The sequence below is a fragment of the Janthinobacterium breve genome (assembly GCF_051380895.1).
Lineage (GTDB): Bacteria > Pseudomonadota > Gammaproteobacteria > Burkholderiales > Burkholderiaceae_D > Janthinobacterium.
The window spans coordinates 1-17,401 of the sequence record NZ_JBNYXY010000020.1 but is presented as its reverse complement, the minus strand read 5'-3'; the positions used below and the strand labels follow the sequence as shown (position 1 = coordinate 17,401).

Sequence of the window (17,401 nt, the reverse complement as noted above, 5' to 3'; positions counted from 1 at the left end):
TTGACGCTGCACTTACATCAAATGCTCACACTTATCGACTGTTAATTGTTAAAGAACGGTATTCGGTGCTACTTTCGCGCTATCGACAAAGCGTTGTGTTTGTCAGCTGCGAAGAAGAAAGAGTATGAAGCATTTCACTACATCCGTCAACTCCTTCTTTCCCCTACCTTACTCAGCATTTGCATGCGTCGTTCAGCGAGGGGGCGAATTATAGCCCCACCACGCACGCCCTGCAAGGGCTATTTTTCCGCCCCGTGAAACAGTCCTGGCACCGCACTTGCTTATACAGCCATATGCATTGTCCACTGATGAGAGCAACTCTGGGCCTGGCAGCAACACTGGGGATAGCCCGGTTCGCTTTGTTTTGCTCCCATCTGTGACAGGTGCTACATTATGGAACACTCTCGATATTCAAAAGAGCGCCGCAGTACAGGGCCCAACGGAGGCAACGAGATCATGTATCAACCGTCAGCTACTTATCGTAGCGCACCGTTTTCGTCCATAGCGGATGGGAACGCCATGCCGACAGGACAGGACATCGTCCCCGTCATCATTGAAACGTCCCATCAGCGCTCAGTCGCCTTTGGCCTGTCGCCCACGGCCACGCCCGACTTTACGCCGGCCGGCAAATCTGATCTGTCATTGTTGATCGAGCAAAATCGCATGCTGCACACGCACGCGCTGCCCGCGATGGAAACCTTGTACCAGCAAATCGTCAACACGCACAATATGGTGATCTTGACGGATGCCAACGGCGTCATCGTGCATTCGCTGGGCGACGATGATTTTCTGGAGAAAGCCAACCGGGTGGCCTTGCAGCCGGGCGTGGCATGGTCGGAACAAAGCCGCGGCACGAATGCCATCGGCACGGCCATCACGGAAAAAGTACCAACTTTGGTCCATGCGGACCAGCATTACCTGGCCGCCAATCACTTCCTGACGTGCTCTGCGGCACCGATCACCGACCACCGCGGCAATGTCATCGGCGTGCTGGACGTATCCAGCGACCAGCGCAGTTTCCATAAGCATACGATGGCGCTGGTGCGCATGTCGGCGCTGATGATCGAAAATCAGCTGTTTTCTGCCACCTTCGAAGATGCCATCACCGTGCACTTCCACGCACGCCCCGAATTCATCGGTACCTTAATGGAGGGCATCGCCTCGTTCACTCCGGGCGGACGGTTTTTATCCGCCAATAAAAACGGCTTGTTCCAGCTGGGCCTGTCATTTGCCGCGCTGCAATCACATACTTTCAGCTCCCTGTTCGGCTTGCCCGTTTCCGCCCTGTACGACCATTACCGCACGGCAGCACCCGGCTTGCTGAACCTGTGCATGCACAGCGGCGTGCGCGTGTACGGGCGCGCGCAGTTGCGCTTGGCCAATAGTGTCTTCCAGCATGGTTTTACCTCCAGCACCGATCACAGCGATATCAACGCCGTGCCCGCCCAGGTTCCCGCGCCAGCCAGCCATGCTGCCAATGCGGCGCGGCGCCTGTCCGGCCTTCGCTACCTGCGCACGGGCGATCCACAACTGGAACTGGTGATCGAAAAGGTCAACAAGGTATTGGGGCGCGACATTCCCATTCTCGTCATGGGTGAAACGGGGACCGGCAAGGAATTGCTGGCACAAGCCATCCACAACGATTCACCGCGCGCCATGGGACCGTTTATCGCCGTCAATTGCGCCTCGATCCCGGAAACCCTGATCGAGTCTGAACTGTTCGGCTATGAAGACGGGGCCTTTACTGGCGCGCGCAAGAAAGGGGCGATAGGCAAGATCCTGCAAGCCAATGGCGGCACCCTGTTTCTCGATGAAATCGGCGACATGCCCTTTGGCTTGCAGGCACGCCTGTTGCGCGTGCTGCAGGAGCGCATGGTCACGCCTCTTGGCAGCAGCAAGTCAATTACCGTCAACGTCGAACTCATTTGCGCCACGAATCACAACTTGCGCGAACGCATGGCCAAGGGTTTGTTTCGCGAAGACTTGTATTACCGGCTGAATGGCCTGGTGGTCAAACTGCCGCCGCTGCGCGAGCGCACGGACCTGGACACGGTCGTGAAAAAGATCCTCGCGACGGAAGCGCCCGACACGCGCTATACGGTGGCACCGGACATCCTGCGCATGTTCCACCAGCACAAATGGCCAGGCAATTTCCGTCAGTTGACCAATCTGTTGCGCACGGCCATCGTCATGGCAGGCGACGAACATGAAATCTGTTTGCGCCACATGCCTGATGATTTCCTCGACGATATTGAGATGACGCAAGCCAGCGCCGCCAGCGCCAGCACGGACCGCATGATCGCCGCCGGCGCCAATCTGGAAGAGATGGAACAAAGCGCGATTCTCAAATCGCTGGACGCGCATGGCGGCAATGTCTCGGCCACGGCGCGGGCCCTGGGCGTATCGCGCAACACGATCTATCGCAAGGTGCCGCATCTGAAATAGCCTAGAGTAGACGGGCAAAGCCGGGAGACATTTTGCGCTGCCCCGACTTGTCGATGGTCATCAGGTCAACGCCCTGCATGTGCGCGGCCATCGCATGCGCACGCGCGGCCCCCGTCACCATGAAGGTCGTCGACAAGCCATCGGCCAGCAAGCCCGTGGGTGCCAGCACGGTCACGCTGGCCAGTTCGCCCGGCGAATCGCCCTTCGATGGGTCGAAGATGTGGTGATGCACGAAGTCGGGCGTGAACGTGCATTCGTAGTCGCCCGACGTGGCCACGCTGCGCCCCTCCACTTTCAGGGTGGCCGCCAGGATTTCCCCGTCGCGCGGGTCCTGGATACCCAAGGTCCACGGACGCCGTACGGAACGCTGTCCGCGTGCAATGAACTCGCCCGTATCGAGCAGCGCGTGCCGTATGCCGCGTGCCTGCACGGCCGCCAGCGCCATGTCCGCCGCGTATCCTTGCGCCAGGCCATTCAAGGTCAGTGCCATGCCAGGCTGAAGAAAACGCACTTCGCGCCTGTCCCACGCCAGTTGCCGCCATCCTACCCGCGCTTGCGTGGCACGGCGCAATGTGGCTGTCGGCAAGCTTGCCTGGTCTGCCGCCGCGCGAAACAGCTGCCATAACGGTTGCACGGTAATATCAAACGCGCCATCGCTCCATTGCGACAAGGCTTGCGCCTGCGCCAGCACGGCCAGCAGATGGGCGTGCGGCCGGGCCAGGCGGCCATCACGGTTCAGCTGGAAGACTTGGCTGGCCGGACTGTAAATGCTCATCAGCCGGTCGATATTCTTGGCCGCATGCAAGGCGTCTTCAATGGCCAGTTCGGCCTGGTGCTGATCGTGGTGCAATACGATGACGGCGATCGTCGTGCCAAAGGCCAGCGCGGCACCTTGATAAGGGCGCACGCCGGACGCCGTGGCCGTGCCGCGCGCCATGCTGCCAGGCAAAGACAAGCCCGCCATGCCGGCCACGCTGCCGATCGCTGCGGAAATAAACGTTCTACGCTGCATTGCTGCTCTCCTCTGCCGTGGCGCGGACTATGGGTATGGTGCGGGCACGCTTGATTTCCAGCATCAAGGGCGCACATTTTTCATCGCTGGCGTAAATCACCACGCAATCCATGCACTGGAAACACTCGCCGTAATCGACTTTCCCGCTCGGTGCGATGGCGTGATACTCGCAACGGTGGCGGCAAGTCTGGCAAGGCGTGCCGCATTCCTTGCGGCGGGGAATCCAGTCAAACAAACGAAAGCGCCCCAGCAGCGCCAGCGCCCCGCCAAACGGGCACAGATAGCGGCAAAAGAATTTATAAGAAACACTGCTGAGCAGCAGCAAGCCCACGGCATACGCCACGAAGGGCCAGGCGCGCACGAAGTTCAGGGTAATTGCCGTCTTGAACGGCTCCAGCTCCACCAGCTTGTCCGTGATCTGGCTGGAAAACATGCTGCTGCTAAGAATGACCGCCAGCAAGCCATACTTGATCCATTTCAAGCGCCCGTCGAGGCGTGGCTTGATCTTCCACTGCGGCAAGCGCAACCACTGGCCCAGCTTGCCCGTCAATTCCTGCAGGGCGCCAAACGGACACAGCCAGCCACAAAACGTGCCGCGCCCCCAGATAAACAGACTGAGCAGTACGAAAGCCCACAGGATCACCGTCATCGGATCGAACAGGAAAAAGCCCAGGCTGCGCCCCGCCAGCAGCGCCTGGAGTGCACCCGTAATGTTGACGATCGATAACTGCCCCTGCGCGTAGTAGCCGATGAAAGCGATGGTAAACAACAGGAACAGGCGGCGGAACCAGGTAAATTGCCGCCCCTCGCGCACCAGGCGCTTTTGCCACGCCAATGCGCCGGCCAGCAGCGCCAGCCCGGCGACCAATAGCAGCAGCTCAGCCTTGCGGTTCTTCCATGTGCCGCGCCAGGTGGCATCGTCGCCTTGCGGCGCCGTATAAAACTCGGCCGGCAAGCGGTAGCTGAAATCCACGTTGCGGGCGATGCGTTCCGGATACACGATGCCCTTGTTGCGCGTGATGGGGAGAGAAAATGCCAGCGGACTGGCCGCATCGAGCCCCGCCTGGCTGATGATGCGAAACACGGCGACATTTTCCGTCGGCAACGCTGCCCCCTCCGACAAACTCAATTCCAGGTCTAGGTCGCGCATGTCGATGGGCAAGCCATCCTGCTTCAGCAACAGCCGGTCCGGGACCGTGCCGCGCACGAAATCGTCGCCCAGCACGCTGTAGCGCCCGCGCGACATGACGAGAATGGCGTGATCGCCCTCGTCGAGCCGGTTGCGCAATTTGTTCCAGCTGCGTTCCGTCAACAGATTGCGTCCCACCGTGGGCACGGACACATACGCCAGGTACAGATCGATGAACACGCCGTCCGGCTCGCGTGTGGCCTGCGCATCGAGCCCCGCGCCGGCACTGCCGGCAAACAGGAGCTCCACGTCCTTGTTGCTCAGGCGCACATGCTGAATCAAGCCCTGTTTGAGCATCTGCGCAGCGCCGAGTTTTTCAAACACATCCATGCGGATGCGGGCGATCTGGTCGGGGTCGCGGCCTTGCGCGAAGCCGAGCTTCTTGCGCGACACTTTCAAGGCCGACGCCAGCACGCTCTGGTTGATGATGCGCACGGAGGCCGTGGCCTTCGACACGCCGTCGATATCGGCGTGGGTGGCGTCTGGCGCGCGTTTCTTCCTGGCATCGATGGCGATATTCTGTTTCAGCGACAAGCCCTGGTACTGTTTGACGAACTGAAACAAGGGTGCTTCGCCCAAGCCATCGAGAAACACGGGTTCGTGCTGCGACAGGACGGACACGTCCAAAAAACTGCCCTGCGGATCGATAGCGATCAATAAATTGACGGGCACGCCGGAAAAGCCGGGAATGGGCGCCAGGTCCACCGATTCAAAAACGTAGCCGACCAGTTCGGTGGCCGTGGCGTTTTGCCGGAACAAGGGCCAGACGGGCAAGTCGGCCTCCTTGTCGCCCACGATGATGGGAGCAGGAAAGCGTCGTGCCAGCTCGGCCTTGGTGAGCACGCCCGCCCACGCCTGTCCCAGGATAAACAGGAATAACCAGCATCCGATGAATAACCGCATTGTCCGCATGCACTACGCTCCGTGCGGCGCCCTATGACAAGGCGCCGCGTTGGTGAGTTAGAAGAAAATAATGCCGCCCAGCGACACGCCATTCATCTTCGCTTCGCCACCGGCAAAGCCTTTCGAGCGCGTCTGGCCCAGCTCGCCGACCAGGGTGATCGCGCTGTTGAGCGAGTAATACGCACCGAGGGTCAGGTTGGCGTTCGACTTCAAGCCGCCCGTGCCGGCCGTGTTGTCGTCGTTCTTGCTGATACCGTAGGACAAGCCCAGCTTCAGCTTGTCTGTCGTCTTGTAGGTGCCTTGCAGCAGCCAGTTCTTCGACTTGGTATCGCCCTGGTCCGCATCGGACAAGATGCCCAGCCCTTTGCCGCCCTGGAAGTTGAGCAACACGCCAGCCGGGCCCATCTGGTACGAGCCGCCCACTTCCACGCCGCGCATGGTCAGGTCATCGATACCTGGCGTTTTCGAGGTGAATTTTTGTGACTTCACGCCGAGCCAGGCTTTCAAGCCTTCCTGCGCATACGTCAGCTGCGCCTGCACTTGCGGACTCGACTTCGAAGAATAGGTCGAGCCTGCCACGATGGGCGTATCGGAGACGGGGCTGACCAGCGCCACATCGACGCCAACGCCGCCCGACTTCGGCGAGCTGTACATGATCTGGCCATAGTTGCCCAGATAGGTGTAGCCGGCGCCGATATGGCCCAGGGTCACCCGGCCCCGCTGTGTCGCTTGCACCGGTGCGCCCGAGCCCAGCAACGTCATGTCGGACAGGATCGCGTTCGCGCCGAAGATACCGTAGTCGCGGCCCAGCTTGAAAGTACCCATCTGCTCATTGCCAAACGTAAAGAATGCCTGGCGCACATCGACCACGCTGTTCTGGCTGATGGCGCTGTCGGTGGCCGTCGAGTTGTAGATGCCGATCAAGGCTTTCACGTCATACTCGCCCAGGCGCGACGAGGCGGAGGTGATCAAGCCATTCGGCAACAAGCCGTTGCCGATGGTGGTGCGGTCTTTTTCGCCGCCGCAACCGAGCGCCTGGCCGCCCAGCGCCAGCCCGCCCACCGCATCACCCGAACACGACACTTGCGTGTAGTAGGCGTTGACGATGCCGCCCACCGACACCGTCCAGTCGCCCGCCTTGATATCGACGGCTTGTGCCTGCCCCATCGCTGCGATTGTCATGACACCCAGGCTCCCCAACTTGATCAATGTGTTCATTGCTTCTCCTCTTTCTTCTCTGTTTTTAGTGTGCACACCAGTGATTGATGTACCTCAAGCTTTGGCAATAAGCGTGCCCAGCGCGGCTCAGAGGGAGAAAGAGAAAAAGCGTACTTAACGTGTGCAACAGCGGATCAATCGCCACTGATAGTGTTCATTTTTTGACCGCAAGTTTGCATGTCGGGCATACAAGTAAACAAAAAACTGACGGCCTGGGCCGTCAGAAAAAAGAAAGCGCCCGGCAGACAGGGAGACACCCATCCGAGTGGCCCGGGCGTTTCACCCCCTTACTTCGATGCCAGCTTGAAGACCCACACGGAACCGCCCTGTTCCAGGAAGTTGACCTTCTTGGCCACTTCGCCACCCCACAGCGGCACCGCGCCACCCCAGCCGGAAACGACGGCCACATATTGCGTGTCGCCATCCTGCCAGGTGACGGGTGGCGCCACGACGCCGGAGCCCGTCTGGAATTTCCACAGCTCCTTGCCCGTCTTCGCGTCGACGGCTTTCAGGAAGCCTTCCGGCGTACCGTAGAACACCAGATTGCCGGCCGTACTCATCACGCCACCCCACAGCGGCGCATTGTTCTTGATTTCCCAGACGATCTTGCCTGTCTTCGGATCGATGGCGCGCATGGCGCCGATGTAATCGTCAAACAAAGGCCTGATGGTGAAACCGGCGCCGAGGAAAGCGCCACCCTTCTTGTAGCTGATCGGCTCGTTCCAGATGTCCATGCCCCATTCATTCGCGGGAACGTAGAACAACTTGGTCTGCGGCGAGTACGCCATCGGCATCTGGTTTTTTGCACCCAGGAAGGCTGGTGCTGCAAACACGGTCGTGCCCTTCTTGCCTTCCTCTCCCTTGGTCGGATCGCCAGGGCGGCCGGCGGCGATGTAGTTCGGCCGCCCCGTCTTCAGGTCGATACTGCTGGCCCAAGTGATTTTCTTCACAAACGGAAAGGCGTTCTGCAGCTTGCCGTTCGTTGCATCGATGACATAGAAGAAACCGTTGCGGTCGGCCTTGCCGCCGTAGCGCTTGCCATCCATGTCGAAGGTGACGAACTCGTTGGCGCCATCGAAATCCCAGGCATCGTTGGGCGTGTTCTGATATGCCCACTTGATCTGGCCCGTTTTCACGTCCAGCGCGACGGTGGACGAGGAATACAGATTGTCGCCGGGACGCAAATGGCTGTTCCACGGTGCCGGGTTGCCCGTGCCAAAGTAGGCCAACTTGGTTTGCGGATCGTAGGTGCCGCCCATCCACGTCGAGGCGCCGCCCGTTTTCCACAGGTCGCCCGGCCAGGTCTTGTTCACCGTTCCCGAGATGCCGTTGTCGATGGCCTTGCCATCCTTGTCGTAGCGGTGGCCCATATGGCCTTCCACGGTGGGACGGCTCCACACCAGCTCGCCCGTCATGGGGTTGCGCGCCTCGACCCGGCCCACGATGCCGAATTCGCCGCCCGACACGCCCGTCAGCAGCAAGCCTTCGGCAATCAGCGGCGCGGCCGTCATCGAGTAACCGGCTGCATAATCGTCGACCTTTTCCTTCCAGACGATCTTGCCCGTGTTCTGGTCCAGCGCCACTAGGTAGGCGTCGAGCGTGCCGAAAATCACCAGGTTGCCGTACAGGGCGGCACCGCGGTTGACCACGTCGCAGCACGGCATGATGCCGTCCGGCAAGCGATGTTCATACTTCCACAACTTAGCACCCGTTTTCAAATCGACGGCAAAGATGCGCGAATACGATGCCGTGACGAACATCTTGCCGTTGTGAATCAGCGGCTGCGATTCCTGCCCCCGCTGCTTTTCACCGCCAAACGAGAACGACCAGGCCGGCACCAGTTTGGCCACGGTCTTGTCATTGATCTGCGTCAACGGCGAGTAGCGCTGGCCCTGCGTACCCATGCCGAACGACAGGACACTGGCCGGATTCTTCGCCGTGTTGTCGAGCATGGCGCTGGTGACATTGCCCGCGTCCGCTGCGTGAACGAACGAGGCCAGCGATACCAGGCTCAAACTGACGACTACCCCCATGATTTTTTTCTGCACAATCATCTCCCTCTGTTTTATTAGTATGTGTGTGTATCAGGTCTTGCGGTGCTCATGCGGCTGGGCATGCAACAGCGCGCACTCTTCATCGGTGAACAGGCGCGAGCGCGTCAAAAAGCGCTTGCCCGTGCCGTTGTCGAGTGAAAACATGCCGCCATTGCCGTCGACCACATCGATAATCAACTGGGTATGCTCCCAGTACTCGAATTGCTCGAGTCCCATGTAAAACGGTGTGCCATTCAAGTTGCCGAGATAGATATCGGTATCGCTGACATCGAACTCGCCCAGCGCATAACACATGGGCGCACTGCCGTCGCAGCAACCGCCCGACTGGAAAAACATCAGCGGGCCGTGACGCTGGCGCAACTTGTCCATCATTTCCAGCGCCGCATCGGTGGCGACCACCCGGGCAATTGCTGCACTCATGGCATCCCTTTCTGCGCGCCGCCCCGGACTAAGGGCGCGGCGCCTGTTGCCGGTTTAGAAGAAGCCCAGGGCTTTCGGGCTATAGCTCACCAGCAAGTTCTTCGTTTGCTGGTAGTGATCGAGCATCATCTTGTGGTTTTCACGACCGATACCCGATTGCTTGTAGCCGCCGAACGCGGCGTGGGCTGGATACAGGTGGTAGCAATTGGTCCACACGCGGCCCGCCTGGATGGCGCGTCCCATGCGGAAGGCGCGCGAACCGTCGCGTGTCCACAAGCCGGCACCCAGGCCATACAAGGTATCGTTGGCAATCGCCAGCGCTTCGGCCTCATCCTTGAAGGTGGTCACGGACACGACGGGCCCGAAAATCTCTTCCTGGAAGATGCGCATCTTGTTATTGCCCTTGAAGACGGTCGGACGCACGTAGTAGCCGCCTTCCAGGTCGCCCGCCTGCGTATTGCGCTCGCCGCCAGCCAGCACTTCGGCGCCTTCCTGGCGGCCGATGTCGAGGTAGGACAGGATTTTTTCCAGCTGTTCCTGCGAAGCCTGGGCGCCTATCATGGTGCTGGCATCGAGCGGGTTTCCCTGCTTGATGGCGGCCACGCGCTTCAAGGCCCGTTCGATGAATTTTTCGTAGATCGATTCCTGGATCAGCACGCGCGATGGGCAGGTGCACACCTCGCCTTGATTCAGCGCAAACATGGTGAAGCCTTCCAGGCACTTGTCGAAATAATCATCATCGGCATCCATCACGTCTTCAAAGAAGATGTTCGGCGACTTGCCGCCCAGCTCCAGGGTGACGGGAATCAGGTTTTGCGCGGCATAACCCATGATCAAACGGCCCGTGCCCGTTTCACCCGTAAAGGCGATCTTGGCGATGCGCTTGCTCGACGCCAGCGGCTTGCCCGCTTCCAGGCCGAAACCGTTGATGATGTTCAACACGCCCGGTGGCAGCAAGTCGCCGATCAGCTCGATCAACACCATGATGGAAGCGGGCGTTTGCTCGGCCGGTTTGAGCACCACGCAATTGCCAGCGGCCAGGGCCGGTGCCAGTTTCCACACGGCCATCAGAATCGGGAAATTCCACGGGATGATCTGGCCCACGACGCCCAGCGGCTCATGGTAGTGATAGGCATAGGTTTCCGCATCGATTTGCGCGACGGAACCTTCCTGCGCGCGGATGCAACCGGCGAAGTAACGGAAATGGTCGATGGCCAGCGGAATGTCGGCATTCATCGTTTCGCGGATCGGCTTGCCGTTGTCGATGGTTTCCGCCGTGGCGATCAGGCTCAGGTTCTGTTCGATGCGGTCGGCGATGCGGTTCAGGATATTGGCGCGCTCGGCAGGTGAAGTCTTGCCCCAGGCATCCTTGGCCGCATGCGCGGCGTCCAGCGCCAGCTCGACGTCTTCCGCCGTGGAACGGGCGATTTCGCAAAACGGCAAGCCGGTGATCGGTGTGATGTTAGGAAAGTATTCACCTTTTACTGGGGCAACGAATTTGCCACCGATGTAATTGTCATAGCGTTGTTTGAAGGGATTGGCTACGCCCAGTTTGCTGATGTCTGCGAGATTCATGTCGTCCTCTATCGGGTTAATTAGAATGGAATTGCTGTGATTAAAATCAAACGTTCTGGTACAGATGGGGTGAGTACACGGAGTCTTCCGCAAATGCCGTGCCAGCTCGCCGCCCCACTACAAACTTAGCGGGTTTTATCCTTGTTACAAGGGCGTGGGGTCAATACCGGCGCGCTTTTCATCGCATGCCCGGGGCATGAAAGGAGGGCGTGGATCTGTTTGCGTTCTGAACAAGGTGGCGGCGTCCTGTTCCAATCCGGGCCAGCTCTGCTGCTGCGCCCTTTCGCCGCTGCACAATGGAACAGGTGTACCAGACTGGAACACCTGTTCCTGTACCACTAACGAATCACCACGCCCCATGGCAATTCGCCCACGGCAATATCGGCCACCTTGCGCGCGCTGGCCGTGTCGATGACGGAAACGCTGTTCGAGCGGCCATTGGCCACATACAGCTTGCTGCCATCGGGCGTGATGGCCATGTTCCACGGGCGTTTGCCGACGGGAATGGTGGCCGTGACCTGGTGGCTGACCGTGTCGATCACCATCACCGTGCCATCGATGCCGTTCGAGACGTACACCTGCTTGCCACTGGGATGGATGGCGATACCGTTGGCATTCTTGCCCGCTGGAATAGTGGCAATCGCCTTGCGCGCGGCCATGTCGATCACATACACGGCGTTGACCAGTTCGCACGCCACGTAGGCGCGGCCAGAGTCCGGACTGAAACCGATGCCGCGCGGACGCAGGCCCACGGCAATGGAGGCTACCTGGCGGCGTTGCGCCACATCGATGACATCGACTTGCTCGGCCTCTTCCGCACTGACCAGCAGCCAGCGCCCATCCGGGCTGAACACGGCATGTTCCGGGTTGCGTCCCTGCACCTTGATGTCGGCGAGCAATGTGCCCTTCTGGCCATCGAGCAATGCCACGCTATTGTTTTCTTCGACGGCCACGGCCACATATCGACCGTCCTGGGAAGCGCTGACACCCTCGGGCGAATTGCCCAGCGCCACCGTGCGCACGGGCGTGCCGGCAGCGTTATCGATCAGCAGCAAGGCGCTGCTGGCCGCATCCGTGACAAACAATTGGCGTCCGGTCGGGTCGGCGGCGATGCCGCGTGGACGCTTGCCTGCCGCGATCTGGCGCACCACCTGGTCATTCGCCGTGTCGATCACGCTCAGGGTGCCCGATTTTTCATTGGGCACATAGGCGAACGGAGCGGCCTGGATGGCGCTGCTGGCAAGCGCAGGCAGCAGCCAGCAAACCAGGCGCAAGCGCGAGAAGAAGTTGGGCATAATCACCTTTTGAATGGCAAAACGAGGGGAAAGCGCACGGCATCGGCGCCTCTGACCATTGCTGCATGCAAACGCCGTGCCACGGGCACGCGTATAATTTCAGCCCACCAATGGAGACATGGCAGGCATATTGCTTGATAAGACTAGGCAGACCTGCGCCGCTCACGCGCTCAAGCAGGCTTTTATTCACATTGGAGAACCCGCATGCAGCATCGTTTCCGCCTGAACACCATTGCCAGCCTGTTTGTCGCCGGCAGCGCCACCCTGGCCCCACACGTTTTCGCCGCCGAGTCCGCTGACCTGGCCACCGGGCAACTCATGGATACGGTGGTCGTCAGCGGCAGCCGCATCGCCCACCCCAGCCAGGAAGTGCCGGCGTCCATCGACGTCGTCGACAGCGCCCGCATCCAGGATGGCCAAATCCGCGTCAATGCGTCGGAAGCGCTGGCCGCCGTGCCGGGCCTGGTCGTGCAAAACCGCCAGAACTATGCGCAAGACTTGCAAATCTCGTCACGCGGCTTCGGCGCCCGCTCGGCCTTCGGCGTGCGCGGCGTCAAACTGATCAGCGATGGCATTCCTGCCAGCATGCCCGATGGCCAAGGCCAGGCCGCTACCTTCAACCTCGATACGGCCGAGCGCATCGAAGTGCTGCGCGGACCGTTTTCTGCCATCTACGGCAACCATTCGGGCGGCGTGATCCAGCTGTTTTCCAAGGATGGGCAAAATCCCCCGTCCGTCGAATTGAACGTGACAGGCGGCAGCTTCGGCACCAGCAAGGTGGACCTTTCGGCGCAAGGCCAGGCAGGCGGCATCGGCTACGTGCTCGACGGTTCGCGCTTCCGCACCGACGGCTTCCGCGACCACAGCGCCGCCACGCGCGAACAGGCGTTCGGCAAGATCACCGTCAAGCCCAATGCGGACAGCAAGCTGACCATCGTCGCCAACAGCCTGCACCAGGGCAATACGCAAGATCCGCTGGGTGTCACCTGGCCCACGTTTGCCCGCGACCCGCGCGTCGGCGACATCGACCCCAAAGATGACCAGAATCCGAAGCGCAGCTTTGCCGAACGCTACAACACGCGCAAGAGCATTGATCACCAGCAAATCGGCGCTGCCTATGAACAGCGATTCGGCGAGGACCGCCTGCATGTGATGGTGTATGGAGGAAACCGCGATGTAATTCAATATCAGTCAATTCCACAGGCTGCTCAAACCTCATCGCCAAAAAATTCAGGTGGCGTGATCGATTTCCAGCGCAACTTCTACGGCATCGATACCAACTGGCTGCATGTCAACCAATTAGCGGGTGGCAAGTTGAGCACCACCATCGGCATCGATTACGCCCGCTCCAGCGATGACCGCACCGGCTATGAAAATTACATCGGCAATACCTTTGGCGTGAAGGGCAAGCTGCGCCGCGACGAGCAGGATGTCGTCTCCAGCCTCGATCCGTATATCCAGGCGGAATGGCAAAGCGGGCCGTGGCTGCTCAGCGTAGGTTTGCGCTACAGCAAGATGAAGATATCGGTCAACGACCATTTCTTCAGCAATGGCAACGATAGTGGCAGCCTGGAATACAGCCACACGACACCGGTGCTGGGCTTGCTGTATAAACTGACGCCGAACGTCAACGTTTACGCCAGCGCCGCGCGCGGCTTCGAAGCGCCCACCCTGAACGAACTGTTTTACTCGGGCACGGCTGGCGGCTTCAATTTCAACTTAAAACCAGCCACCAGCACCAACCTGGAAGCGGGCGTCAAGGCCAGGATCAGCAACAACACGCACCTGAACGCAGCTGTGTTCCAGATCAAGACGAATGACGAGCTGGTGGTCGACAGTTCCAGCGGCGGACGCACCAGCTACCGTAATGCGGGCAAGACCTTGCGCCAGGGTATGGAAGTGTCGTTGGATTCGAACCTGCCATATGGCTTCACGACAAAAGTGGCGCTGACCAGCCTGCACGCCGTGTATGACCAGGCGTTTGGCAGCGTGCGCGAAGGCAGCCGCTTGCCGGGCGTGCCCAGCGCCAACCTGTTCGCGGAACTGGCCTGGAAAGACACGCTCGACCGTTTTGGCGCAGCGCTGGAAAGCGTGGCCAGCAAGCAGGTGTATGCGGAAGACAGCAACAGCGAAAAGCCGGCGCCCGGCTACACGGTGTTCAATGCGCGGTTCAACGCCAAGCAAAACGTAGGCAATTGGCGCTTCAAGGAATTTGCCCGTCTGAACAATCTTTTTGACAAGACTTACGTGGGCTCCGTCATCGTCGGCGACAGCAACAAGCGCTACTATGAAGCGGCGCCGGGACGCAATTGGTTGCTAGGCGTCAGCGCCCAGTATTCCTTCTAAGGACACCTGAGAAAAAGTCCATGGCCGCGTTGCATTGCCTGGTCGTACTATTCGTACTGCCTGCGGCAATGCGCCTTGCCCTGAACATTTTTCAGGCGTTCCCATGACAAAAAGCCCGCGCCTCTTCCGATGCGCGGGCTTTTAAACTAGAGCAAGCTACTTCAGGGCCGCGCTTCCTTCACGCCATACTTCTCAAAAATGGTTTTCAACTCGCCGCTGGCCGCCATCTCGTTCATGGCCGCCTGCAGCAATTTCGCCACGTCGAGCTGCTGGCGGCTGACGGCCAAGCCCACGGCCCAGCCGGCACGCGGCAAGCGGGCGAACGCCACTTCGCTCAAGGGAAAAGCGGGATCGCTTTTCAGCACCGACTCGATTTCCGAGCGGTTGGCCAGCACGGCGTCGAGCTGGCCCGCCTGCAATTGCTGCAAGGCTTCGGCGGCCGTGTCGAAGATACGCACGTCGTCGCGGTACTTGCCATTGTCTTCACCCAGCATCAGCATGGCGGCGATCGACACCTTTTCCACGCCGATGCGCTTGCCGGCCAGCGAAGCGACGCCATCGAATTGCGGCACGGCTTGCGCGCTGCGCGCCAGGCGCACGGTTTCCACGTAATACGGCGCAAAGATCTCGACCTTGTCGTTATCCGCCATCAACTTCTTGTCGACCGGTACATGCAACATCACATCGGCGGGACCATAACCGAGGTAATGGCCCTTCCACACCATATTGCGCAAGTCATCGTTGAGGTTTTCGCCGGCAGGAAAGGGTAGCAAGCTCAGTTTTAAACCCAGCTTTTTCGCCAGCGCTTCGGCGATATCGATATCGATGCCCGCCCCCTTGTCGGAAAACGGCGCGAACTCGTTATACACAGCCACTTTCAGGCTGCCCGACTGCTGCACTTTCTGCCAGCCGGCGCGCGCCGGCGCGGCTGCGCACAGCGCCAGGCAGGCAAGCGAGATCATCGCGCGCGTACCCGGGAGTTGAAATGAACGCATGGGACTCCTTCGTTATCAGTTCTACTCACAACACCTAACAAAACCGTAGCGAGCGGAAGGGAGTTGTGGCTGAGAAGCGCAACTGTACGAAGGTACAGTGAGCATCGCAGGCCGCAAATACCGACGCGCAGTAGGTTTTGATAGGTGTTCTTAGTTGGATTCGCGGCGGGTTTCTAGATAGGTCTTGATGGCCCACATGGCTTCCTGGTTGAAGACGCCTTCGAACGGCGGCATGTACACGGCGCCATTGCGTACTTTACCGTGACGGATGGTCGCCAGGAAATAATTGTCCGTTTCCTTGTAGCAAGCCTGTTTCTTTGTCTCATTCTTGATACCGAAGCAATCGCGGTCGAGCTGGCGCAAGTCCGGCGCGATGCCGCCCGAGATAGCTTCGATGCCGTGGCAGCGTGCGCAATTCTGGTTGTAGGCCGAAGTGCCGACCGTCAAGGCCAGCTTGTTGCCCCGATACGGGTTTTGCTCGAGCCATTTGTCGCCCACCTTGGGCAAGCCCGTGGTATCGACGCTTTGCGGCGTGACATTGCCGTGCGCATAGGCATGCGGCAAGGTCAGCAGGGAGGTGAGGGCAACGGCGCCGGCGGCCGCCACGCCGAGCAGGGTACGGATAGAATAGGTCATGCTGGTCTCCTTGGTTTTTTAGTGAATATCCAAGAAGAGCAAATGCCATGCCATGCGTACATGCCCCACATCCGGCCGCCCATGTATCAATTTGGAACAACTGCAACACGTAGTTGTATCACCGCGCGCGTTAGGCGGCGGCCACCGTGCAGATGCTGTTCCGCTCCTGCTGCTCGAAAGTGATATGCACGGGCAAAAATCGGGCAATCACCTCCGCATTCGTTAACGCATGCTGCGGTACCGTGCTGCAACTGAAGGTACCGCCGCCCGCCAGCGCCATGGGCAGCAAGAGCTGGTCGGCCAGGTGCTCGCCCACGGCCGCGTCCGTCGTCAGATAGGTGCGCACCTCGTTCAACAGGCGCTTGGCCGCCGGCAATCCCGGCAGCTACGCATTGATTGACCGCGATCTGTCGCGCTACGACCAGATCGCCCACCGTTTTACGCGCGAACAGGCCGAGGGCGCGGCCTTCCTGAAGTCCGGCATCGCCACGCACAATGCGAAGTTCAACGGCATGATCGAGGAAATCGAGCGCGTCGCCATCAAATCGAAAGCACCCATGCTGTTGATGGGGCCGACCGGCGCCGGCAAATCCTTTCTTGCGCGCCGCGTCACCGAGACGGGCGAACGCGTACGCTTCAACAAGGAGGCACGCGAGCGCTTCATGCGTTTCGCCACCTTGTCCACCTCGGTATGGAACGGCAATTTCCGCGAGCTGTCTGCCGCTGTCACGCGTCTGGCCATCTTATCGGAAGCGGGTCGCATCACGGATGGCTTGGTCGACGAAGAAATCAAGCGCCTACAGCGGATGTGGCAGCATTACGGCGACCATCGCGGTGGCACGGAAGTGGACCTGTCCGATATTATGGGAGCCGAAGCCGCCGCGCAACTCGACCTGTTCGATGCGCTGCAGTTGCAGGCTGTGATCCAGGTGTGCCGGCAATCGAACAGCCTGTCCGATGCGGGCCGCACGCTGTATGCCATCTCGCGTGCGGCGAAAGCCAAGCCGAATGACGCCGACAGGCTGAAAAAATACCTGACGAAGTTTGGCGTGAGCTGGGAAGACGTGAGTCGATAAAACCCGACGCCTGTACAGCCGGGGTCAGCCCCCCCTCGCACGTTAGCGATGACTTTTGCGTTGGCGGTATTGAGGGTCTGACCCCAGCACCTTGCGGTTGGGGTGCAAGCATGCCAAAGCACCAGACGAAAAAAAACCCCACCATTGCTGGCGGGGTTTTTCTCTACTGCGAATAACAAGCCTGACGATAACCTACTTTCACACTGGTTGCAGCACTATCATCGGCGCAAAGTTGTT

Annotated in this window: 12 protein-coding genes and 1 pseudogene; 3 read left to right on the top strand and 10 right to left on the bottom strand. The window is 59.8% G+C overall.

The genetic code is table 11. From position 1 onward, the window contains the following. The first annotated feature begins 519 nt into the window (after positions 1 to 519). A complete protein-coding gene (locus tag ACQ4W0_RS28955) occupies positions 520 to 2,445 on the top strand; it encodes a sigma-54-dependent Fis family transcriptional regulator (protein WP_436579867.1) in 1,926 nt (641 codons plus the stop codon). A 1-nt stretch (position 2,446) separates the two neighbouring features. Here ACQ4W0_RS28955 and ACQ4W0_RS28950 read toward each other — a convergent pair whose 3' ends face one another. The 7 genes from ACQ4W0_RS28950 to ACQ4W0_RS28920 form a co-directional block, all read right to left on the bottom strand. Further along, positions 2,447 to 3,457 carry an FAD:protein FMN transferase gene (locus ACQ4W0_RS28950; protein ID WP_436579866.1) on the bottom strand — a complete coding sequence of 337 codons (1,011 nt, stop codon included), beginning with the start codon at positions 3,455 to 3,457 and terminating at the stop codon, positions 2,447 to 2,449. Then, entirely contained in the window at positions 3,447 to 5,549 is a 2,103-nt protein-coding gene (locus tag ACQ4W0_RS28945; protein WP_436579865.1) for a 4Fe-4S binding protein, read from the bottom strand. Before ACQ4W0_RS28945 ends, ACQ4W0_RS28950 begins: the two co-directional genes overlap by 11 nt. Before the next feature lie 57 nt (positions 5,550 to 5,606). Beyond that, complete coding sequence (locus ACQ4W0_RS28940) at positions 5,607 to 6,767, bottom strand: porin (protein ID WP_436579864.1); 1,161 nt, start codon at positions 6,765 to 6,767, stop codon at positions 5,607 to 5,609. Between the two features lie 287 nt (positions 6,768 to 7,054). Beyond that, the gene (locus ACQ4W0_RS28935; protein ID WP_436579869.1) at positions 7,055 to 8,800 is read right to left on the bottom strand and encodes a methanol/ethanol family PQQ-dependent dehydrogenase; all 1,746 of its coding nucleotides are present in this window, start codon (positions 8,798 to 8,800) and stop codon (positions 7,055 to 7,057) included. Between the two features lie 51 nt (positions 8,801 to 8,851). Continuing rightward, a complete protein-coding gene (locus ACQ4W0_RS28930; RefSeq protein ID WP_034756816.1) occupies positions 8,852 to 9,241 on the bottom strand; it encodes a DUF779 domain-containing protein in 390 nt (129 codons plus the stop codon). Between the two features lie 54 nt (positions 9,242 to 9,295). After that, the gene (gene adh / locus ACQ4W0_RS28925; RefSeq protein ID WP_436579863.1) at positions 9,296 to 10,816 is read right to left on the bottom strand and encodes an aldehyde dehydrogenase; all 1,521 of its coding nucleotides are present in this window, start codon (positions 10,814 to 10,816) and stop codon (positions 9,296 to 9,298) included. A 338-nt stretch (positions 10,817 to 11,154) separates the two neighbouring features. Beyond that, positions 11,155 to 12,111: a beta-propeller fold lactonase family protein gene (locus ACQ4W0_RS28920; RefSeq protein WP_436579862.1), complete on the bottom strand. Its 957-nt coding sequence runs from the start codon at positions 12,109 to 12,111 to the stop codon at positions 11,155 to 11,157. A 204-nt stretch (positions 12,112 to 12,315) separates the two neighbouring features. Between ACQ4W0_RS28920 and ACQ4W0_RS28915 the strand changes: the two genes are divergently transcribed. Further along, positions 12,316 to 14,457, top strand: a complete 2,142-nt coding sequence (locus tag ACQ4W0_RS28915; protein ID WP_436579861.1) for a TonB-dependent receptor family protein — start codon at positions 12,316 to 12,318, stop codon at positions 14,455 to 14,457. Between the two features lie 161 nt (positions 14,458 to 14,618). Here ACQ4W0_RS28915 and ACQ4W0_RS28910 read toward each other — a convergent pair whose 3' ends face one another. The 3 genes from ACQ4W0_RS28910 to ACQ4W0_RS28900 form a co-directional block, all read right to left on the bottom strand. Next, positions 14,619 to 15,452, bottom strand: coding sequence for a substrate-binding periplasmic protein (locus ACQ4W0_RS28910; RefSeq protein WP_436579860.1), 834 nt, complete (start codon positions 15,450 to 15,452; stop codon positions 14,619 to 14,621). Between the two features lie 150 nt (positions 15,453 to 15,602). After that, positions 15,603 to 16,088 carry a cytochrome c-550 PedF gene (pedF, locus tag ACQ4W0_RS28905; protein ID WP_436579859.1) on the bottom strand — a complete coding sequence of 162 codons (486 nt, stop codon included), beginning with the start codon at positions 16,086 to 16,088 and terminating at the stop codon, positions 15,603 to 15,605. Positions 16,089 to 16,218: 130 nt separating this feature from the next. Continuing rightward, the gene (locus tag ACQ4W0_RS28900) at positions 16,219 to 16,404 is read right to left on the bottom strand and encodes an RNA 3'-terminal phosphate cyclase (RefSeq protein ID WP_436579868.1); all 186 of its coding nucleotides are present in this window, start codon (positions 16,402 to 16,404) and stop codon (positions 16,219 to 16,221) included. 22 nt (positions 16,405 to 16,426) lie between these two features. Between ACQ4W0_RS28900 and ACQ4W0_RS28895 the strand changes: the two are divergent. Next, positions 16,427 to 17,164 (top strand): annotated as a pseudogene (locus ACQ4W0_RS28895) (RNA repair transcriptional activator RtcR family protein); the annotation flags it as partial. Positions 17,165 to 17,401: the final 237 nt, after the last annotated feature.